This is a genomic window from Streptomyces murinus (assembly GCF_002154555.1).
Classification (GTDB): Bacteria; Actinomycetota; Actinomycetes; order Streptomycetales; family Streptomycetaceae; genus Streptomyces; species Streptomyces murinus.
The window spans coordinates 1-7,835 of record NZ_MUNF01000161.1 but is presented as its reverse complement, the minus strand read 5'-3'; the positions used below and the strand labels follow the sequence as shown (position 1 = coordinate 7,835).

General features: G+C 72.2%; 5 protein-coding genes. 3 read left to right on the top strand and 2 right to left on the bottom strand.

Going from position 1 to position 7,835, the window contains the following annotated elements; genetic code table 11:
* Window positions 1-862 (top strand): vWA domain-containing protein (locus CCN72_RS12200; RefSeq protein WP_143664087.1); only part of this gene is annotated, 862 nt, incomplete at its 5' end.
* Window positions 859-2,589, top strand: coding sequence for a hypothetical protein (locus tag CCN72_RS12195; protein WP_086807547.1), 1,731 nt, complete (start codon window positions 859-861; stop codon window positions 2,587-2,589). The genes CCN72_RS12200 and CCN72_RS12195, both read left to right, overlap by 4 nt.
* 39 nt (window positions 2,590-2,628) lie before the next feature.
* Here the strand turns inward: CCN72_RS12195 and CCN72_RS12190 are convergent, their stop codons facing one another.
* Window positions 2,629-3,921 (bottom strand): glycoside hydrolase family 3 N-terminal domain-containing protein, encoded by a 1,293-nt coding sequence (locus CCN72_RS12190; protein ID WP_086807546.1) that lies wholly within the window; start codon window positions 3,919-3,921, stop codon window positions 2,629-2,631.
* Window positions 3,922-4,138: 217 nt separating this feature from the next.
* Window positions 4,139-4,279, bottom strand: coding sequence for a hypothetical protein (locus CCN72_RS38970; protein ID WP_158101345.1), 141 nt, complete (start codon window positions 4,277-4,279; stop codon window positions 4,139-4,141).
* 285 nt (window positions 4,280-4,564) lie between these two features.
* Between CCN72_RS38970 and CCN72_RS12185 the strand changes: the two genes are divergently transcribed.
* On the top strand, window positions 4,565-7,835 hold a 3,271-nt coding region (locus CCN72_RS12185), incomplete at its 3' end, for a sacsin N-terminal ATP-binding-like domain-containing protein (RefSeq protein ID WP_425276139.1).

Genomic DNA, 7,835 nt, shown 5'->3' with positions numbered 1-7,835 from the left:
GGCGGCCGCGGCCGCCGCGGGGCGGCAGGACGTGCTCATGGAGCTGGACCCGGACACCGTACGGCCCTCCGTGGACCTGCTGCGCTCGGTGCTGCGGCATGCGGGCGGGCTGCCGGAGGCCCGGCTGGCGGCGCTGCGTCCGCTGGTACGGCGGCTGGTGGAGGCGCTGACCAGGCAGCTGGCGACCCGGCTGCGGCCCGCGCTGCACGGCACCGCCCTGCCCCGGCCCAGCAGGCGCCCCGGCGGCGGCCTGGATCTGCCCCGCACCCTGCGGGCGAACCTGGCCACCGCCCGCCGCCGCCCGGACGGCACGGTCCTCGTCATCCCCGAACGCCCCGTCTTCCGCAGCCGCGCCCGGCGTGCGGCCGACTGGCGGCTGGTGCTGGTCACCGACGTGTCGGGCTCCATGGAGGCGTCCACGATCTGGGCGGCGCTCACCGCTTCGGTGCTGGCCGGGGTGCCCACGCTGTCCACGCACTTCCTGGCTTTCTCCACCGAGGTGATGGATCTGACCGACCAGGTCGAGGATCCGCTGTCGCTGCTGCTGGAGGTCCAGGTCGGCGGCGGCACCCATATCGCGGCCGGGCTGCGCCACGCGCGCGAGCTGGTCACGGTTCCCTCGCGCACCCTCGTCGTGGTCATCAGCGACTTCGAGGAGGGCTATCCGCTCGGCGGGCTGCTCGCCGAGGTCCGCGCCCTGGTCGGCGCCGGCTGCCATGTCCTGGGCTGCGCGAGCCTCGACGACTCGGGGCGTCCGCGCTACTCGACCGGTGTCGCGGGCCAGTTGGTCGCCGCAGGCATGCCGGTGGCCGCCCTCAGTCCGCTCGAACTCGCCCGCTGGGTAGGGGAGAAGATCGCATGAGCCCGCAACTGCCCCCGGTCGCACCGGCCGTGACCGCCGAACTCGTCGCGGCGCTCTCGCCCCGGTTGCGCAAGCGCCTGGACTCCGGCATCGCCAAGCTGGCGGACCGGCCCGTGGTCCGCGACGGCGCTGTCGTACGCATCGCCGTGGACGACGACACCGACCTCGAACTGCACGCCCCGGACGGCGCGGTGCGAGGGGCGGACGCCGTGCGCTGCGGCTGTCTGCTGGCCCCGGACTGCCTGCACCGCGCCGCGGCCGCCTCCCTGGCCCCGGTCGCCGAGGACACCGACTCCGCCGCTCCGCAGGATCGTTCGGCTGCGGAGGAGGACACGGCCCAGGCCCCCGAGACGTCCACGCCGGAGCAGCGCGCCGCCGTCCGCGCCGTACAACTGGCCACCTCCGCCGTGCTGGAGGCCGGTACGGACGGGGCGGGCGCCGTGCTCCAGGCGGAGTTGCTGCGCGCCGCGCACACCGCGCGGCTCGCGGGCCTGCACCGGGCCGCGGCCACGGCCGTCTCCGTGGTCACCGCCCTGCGCGCCGCCCGCGCGGCCGATCCGGCGTACCACCTGACCGATCTCGCCGCCGGCGTGTACGACGTGCTCTCCGTGGCCCACCGCCTGCCGAGCGCGTCCAGCGGCGAACTGACCGCGCTGCGCGGCACCGCACGGCAGCCCTACCGCCCGGACGGTTCGCTGCGCCTGTACGGCCTGTTCTCCGAGCCGGTGCTCACCGCGAGCGGCTACGCGGGCGCGGTGACCTGGACCGCCGACGCGGAGGGCCGGCTGTACCAGGTGTCCGACGTGGCCCCGGGCGGCGCCGGACGGGCGGTGGGCGCGGCCGACCGTACCGTGCGGATCGGCGACACCGCGCTGACCCATCGTGAACTGGCCCGCGCCGGACTCGCGGTGTCGGGCGCCACCGTCTCCCCGACGGGCCGGCTCGGGGCGGGCGCGGGGGTACGGGCCGTGCGAGCCCCCGGCGCCGGCTGGCACGAGGAGCCGGTGGCCCGGCTCTGGGCGGAACCGGTGCCCGACCAGATCGCCCGCGCCCTGGCCGGCGGCCGTGATCTGCTGTTCCTGGACGTCACCCTCACCGGCACCGCGGCGGAGGCGGCGGGCGACTGCCTCCTCGCCGAGGGCGCCGGCGTGCCCCTGCGGCTGACGGCGGCGCACGACGACCCCGCGCTCCCCCACCGCGACAATCTGCGTCTGCTGTCCGCCGCCCCTGGCACCCGGCTCCGCGTCGTGGCCCGGCTCACCCCGGCCCCGCACCCCCGGGCCCAGCTGCTCGCCGCCGAGCATCCGACCCGGGCCGACACCCGTCTCGACATCGGCCTGGACCGGCTCCAGGGCGCCGACCTGCCCACCACCACGGCGGCGGCGGCGGCGGCGACCGGATCCGTACCCGTCTCTGCCTCCCCCTCCGACGAGGCGCCGATCCACCTGCTGCGCCGCCGCGTCCACCAGGCGGTCTCGGGCGGCCGGCCGGTCCTCGCCCTTCCCGGCGACACCCGCGCCGACGCCCGGCAGCTGCGCCGGTCCGGGCTCACGACGGCGGCCGAACTCCTCACGGACCTGCACTCCGCAGCCGCGGACCGCGCCCATGACGTCTTCGGCCGCCTGCGCCCCACCGACCCCGACCGCTTCGCCCGCGCCTGGCTGGCCGCGGCCCACTACACGAGGGAACTGGACCGCACGCTGTGCCTGGCCGCGTGGACGCCCTGACCACGCGGCCGACCCGGGCCTCACGACCTCAACCGCATCTCAACTGCATTGGAGAAGGCCCGCGTTGTGCTTGGCGTCGAGTATCCGGCGGACGCTGTCGTTGATCTTGGCCCGGTAGGAGGCGTCCTGCCCCATCCGGGTCTGGATGGCCTGTGCCATCGCGGGTATGACGTCCGGCCGTACCGTGAGGATCATGTCCCCGCCGGCCGAGGTGAAGTTGAGCGCCCGCTGGGCAGGCGTGAAGGACCGTACGGCGACCGCGTTCCCGATGTCGTCCGAGATGACCACACCCTTGAAGCCCATCTGGCCGCGCAGCAGTTGGCCGATGACCGTCGGCGAGAAGGCCGCGATGTGCTGGGCGTCGATCTTGTTGTAGGTGGCCGAGGAGACCATCACGAAGGGCGATCCGGCCTGGATCCCGGACTTGAAGGGGTCGAGGCTGGCACTGGTGCTGGTCGTCACCGAGTCCACGACATTGGCGGTGGTGTCGGTGTTGCCGATCACCTGGCCCAGCCCCGGGAAGTGCTTGAGCGTGGTCATCACGCCCGACTGCTTGAAGCCCGCGGCGAAGGCACCGGTGTGGGAGGTCACGGGGCCCGGGGTGTTGCCGTACTCGCGCTGGAAGGAGCCGATGGGGATGTTGCGGGTGCCCAGCGAGGCGGGGACCACGTCGGCGACCGGCGCCAGGTTCAGATCGACCCCGGCGCGCTTGAGCTGCTGGGCCCAGATGGCGGCCTCGGCGCGCAGCATCGTGGTCGACTTCTTGCCCTGGGTCACCCCATTGGGCATGGCCGAGAAGCCGGGACCGTTGAGCACCTGTACCTTGCCGCCCTCCTGGTCCGTCGCCACCACCAGCCCGACCTGCTTGCCGCCGACCCGGTCCGCCTGGCCCCGGAAACCGTCGACGATCTTCCGGGTCGCCGCCGTACCGGCGGAGCTGCGGCCGGTCAGCATGACGGAGCCCACGTGGTTGTCCCGCAGGATGCGCAGCTGGGCCTGGTCCGGTTTGGCGGCATTGACACCGCCCATGAAGAGCTGTCCGACCCGCTGAGCCGTGCTCATACCGGCCAGGATCTGATCGGTGCAGGAGGTGGCGGTCGCCATCGGGGTGGTGTGCGCGGTGGCGGTGCCGGTGGGGCTCGGCGTCGGGCTCGTGGCGCCCGGAGTCGGTGTGCCCTGGGTGGCGACGGTGTTTCGGAGGGAGGTCGTGGTCGCCCCGGGCGTGACCGATGCCCCGCAGCCGGCGACGGCGAGCGCCAGAGTGGTCAGCGGAACCCCGGTGCGCAGGGCTGTGCGGCGGCCCCTGGGCCGCTGCCGGACGCGTATTCTCATGCTTCCTCTCCCGGCCTGAACGGACCGGGACTGCCGCGTACTGCGCAACCACTTCTGTCGCGGCGAGCCCGGCTTGCTGCGTCCACCACACCGTACGTGATTGAGCATTTGTTCGCCCCACGACGGAGGTGAGCGAGCACGGGCGCCGGCGAGGCGTGCAGAAGTCGGCCATGGCTGGTCAGCCTCGCCGACTTCACGACGCCCTCCAGGCACCCGATCAAGAGCCGTAGCGCTGGGTCACCACCAACTTCGTACCCGCGAGGTCCGCTCCCACCGGCGCCTCGGCCCACTCAGCGAGGAGTGGTGGTTTCTCGTTCACGGACTTCAGCAAGTGGGCGATCTCCTCGGCGCTCGACATACTCGTAACTACGGGCCATGAGCACCGGTGAGCAGAGCAGCTCGGGCAGCAGCGTCGGTCAGCGCCGCAAGCTGCTTGTGCGGGTAGGCGTGCACGCCGCTCGGGTCGGAAGGACGCCGAAGCACTGGAAGTGAGCTGCGTCCAGAAGATGTTGGGCCGGGAGGTCTACCGGGCAGCGGCCCCGATCCCTCACCGCCCCGATCCCTCACCGGTTCTCGGACCGCCTGCGTCGGCGGCGGCTCCCGCGTTACGGTCTGCCTGAGACCATCAGGAAAGCGGGGGCGGATGGCCGGTACGACGTACGAGGACGGCCCGGGCGGCACGTGGGCGCGCGAGCTGTGGGACTACGCGCAGACCGTGCTCAAGGAGTGGCAGTCCACTCAGGTATGGCAACCCGCCCAGCAGTTGCGGGCGGCTTCCCACAGCAACGCGCGCGACTACGCCGGCCGCTTCCTCCTGGAACTTCTCCAGAACGGCCACGATGCCCACCGCGGAGGCGGCAACGACGGAAGCGTGCACGTCCTGCTGGACGAGGATGAAGGGACGCACGGCACGCTCTACGTGGCGAACGGCGGAACTCCCTTCATCTGGGCCAGCATCCAGGCCGTCTGCAAGCTCGCCCGGAGCGAGAAGACCGTCGGCGAAGGCATCGGGAACAAAGGAGTCGGCTTCCGCAGCATCCTGGAAGTCACGGACGCCCCGGAGGTCTACAGCGCCGCCACTGCCGGAAATGGACCGGCTGTGCTGAACGGGTACTGCTTCCGGTTCGCGGTACGGGACGATCTACGGGTGCTGCTCGGCGACGAGGATCTCGTACGCAGGGCGGAGGAGGAACTCCCGCCCTTCCAGGTCCCCTTTCCACTCTCGGACGTACCCCCCACCTGCAAGGAACTGGCCGCGGACGGTCATGTGACGGTCATCAGGATCCCGCTGCGCAACGAGGCCTCCCGGCGCGCGGCCGTCCGCCGCCTCGACGAGCTCGGCGCCGCGAAGGCGCCAGTGATGCTGTTCCTGGACCGGCTCGACCGACTGGTCATCGAACAGCGCGGTGGCGTAAGCCCCCGGCGTACGGAACTCACCCGGCACGAAAGGCCCTTGGAGCTCGCCGGTGTCCGGCCCCAGGGACACGATGTGGCCGCCGGTTCGGTGCGGGCCGTCCCGGCCGTCTCCCTTGCCCAGGTCGAACTCGGCTCCCTGGGCGCCTACCTCGTGGCCCGGGGTCGCATCCCCGTCACGCGTCTGCTCGCCACGATCGAGGCGGCGACTGAGCTCGGACAACTGGACGACTCGTGGGGTGACTGGAAGGAACCGGCTGTCGTCGAGGTGGCATTGCCTCTCGACGGCACCGAGTCGTTGCGCGGTGGCCGGATCTACACCTTCCTGCCGCTGGGCGAGGACGCTGCCGCGCCCCTGCACGGGCATCTCAACGCCCCGTTCTTCACAAAGGTGGACCGTACGGCCCTCGACCGGGAGCACCCGCTGAACAGCATGCTGTTCGCGGCCGCTGCCGAGACCTCCCTGATCGCAGCCGCCGCGCTGCGGGAGGGAGGCCGACCCTCCGACCGCAGGCCTGCGGTCGATCTTGTGGCCTGGGAGCACGAGTCGCGTTCCCACAGCCTGCTGCGCGAAGCGGCGTACCAGGTGCACGGGGCCGAGTTCGCGGACCTTCCCGTCGTGCCGCTCCTGAACCGGGAGGCCCCGCACGGTTCCTGGGGCACCCCCCGCGATTCCCTGCTCTGGCCCGAGCTCGGGCTGTCGGTACTCACGGCCGAGGCGGCCGGAGCGGTCGGCATCGGCGTGGCGGATCCGGCCGTCGGGGCCAAGCTCCTGAGACGCCTCGCGAGGTTGTGCGAGGCGCTCAAGTGCCCCTTGGAGCCCTCGGCACAGCGGCGGGCGGACCACGTCGAGCAGATCGTGGGGGCCCTGCCGCTGCCCGCTCCCGATGCTCCCGTCGACGACTGGAACCGTGTTTACGCTGATCTCGCCCTGCTGTTCAAGGACGAGGGCGGAGTCCTGCAAGGCAGGAAGCTGTTGCTGGCGGACGACGGGAAGCTCCGGCGTGCCAACGGCGGCCCGGCCAGGGTCACGAAGGCCGGCTCGCGGCGCACGGCAGGCGAACGGGAGGCCTTCTTCCAGCCGGCTCGCGGCGAGGCAGCGGGCGGCGAGGGCATGGCCGTACCTGACGCCTTGAAGAAGCGCATGTTCTATCTGCACCCGGGGCTGAACTGGGTGGAGGAAGAGGGCCACGTGCGACGCCAGGAAGCCCGGTTGTTCCTGGAACGCTTCAGGCTCGTCCGGCGATTCGACGCCGCCGGCCTGCTCGACCATGTCCGCCGCGCTCTCACCGAAAGCAACTCGGCGCGGCTGCGCGAGCAGGCCCTCCGCTTCGTGTTCCGTCTCTACCGGTCGAGGCAGTCCGCGCAGTCTCTGCCACTGCGTCTGGGGCTGTACGTTCCCTCGGCCGAGGGTCCCGCCATCAAAGCGTCCGGCGCCGCTTTCGGAGCCGGATGGACCGGGACCCACGGTGACGAGCTCGCCTCCGTCGTGGCCGAGGGACGGGAGTCCTCGGCCGGCCTCCGCTTCATGGCAGAGCGGCTCGTGGCGCCACCCGAGAACTTCCTGAGGCGGGGCGAAACCCGGGAGGAGTGGCGGGAGTTCCTCAGCGATCTCGGCGTCACCGACGGACTGCTCCCCGTAGTGTCACCCGGCGCGGAGAGGGAAGCCGAGGGTGGCGCGCTGACCACGGACAACCTGATCAGCATGGCGAAGGTGCCCGAGGCGGTCGCCGATCAGTGGCGGCCGTTCATCGACCGCGCGCGGAGCCGTGCCGCCCATCCGTACACCCCGTACGTCGGAACTTCCGCGTTCCGGCTGCCGGGCCAGGAGGTCGCCGAGCGGCTGAGCGAACCGGGCCGGATCGCCTATGCGCGGCTCGTCCTGCACGGCCTGGCCCGGTGGACCGACGCTCACTTCACGAGCGTCTGGAACCGGGACCGGACAGGCAACCAGGATCTGCAACACGTCCCGACCCCGTTGTCCGCCTTCGTCCGCGGCCGGCCCTGGCTCCCGGTGCGAGGCCCCGGCGGCACCGTCCGCTTCGTCCGGCCGGACGAAGCGTGGCATGCCCCTGCGGCCCTTGAGCAGGAACCTGCCTTCGCCCCGACCGTACTGCGGCAGCTCCGCCCTCTGCTGGACGACGATCGGGCCCTGCGCCGGCTGCGCGACGCCGGGTTGCCGACGTGGGGCGACCGCAGGGACAGCGCCCGGCTCATCGCCACCCTGGGCGAGCTGGTGAAGTCGGATGCCGTGGACGACGGAGACCGGGCCGCCCTTCAGCGGGCGAACGAGCGTGCCTGGCAGAATCTGGCCGCGCACGCGGCCTCGATCGAGCCGCTCATCGGTTCTGCTCTGCTCGCAGAGCGGGGCAAGCAGCTCATCGCGGTCGACTTCGCCACGCTCCTCGATGACTCAGTACGGCTGTACGTCACCGGGGACCCGAACAATCTGAAGGCACGCCTGGCCAGGGAGCTCAAACTTCCGCTGCTCGTGGTGCCGG

What these genes read in the sequence shown, in the direction of transcription:
- CCN72_RS12190 (WP_086807546.1), bottom strand. Translation starts at nt 3,921, where the DNA reads ATGAGAATACGCGTCCGGCAGCGGCCCAGGGGCCGCCGCACAGCCCTG.
- CCN72_RS12195 (WP_086807547.1), top strand. Translation starts at nt 859, where the DNA reads ATGAGCCCGCAACTGCCCCCGGTCGCACCGGCCGTGACCGCCGAACTC.
- CCN72_RS38970 (WP_158101345.1), bottom strand. Translation starts at nt 4,279, where the DNA reads ATGTCGAGCGCCGAGGAGATCGCCCACTTGCTGAAGTCCGTGAACGAG.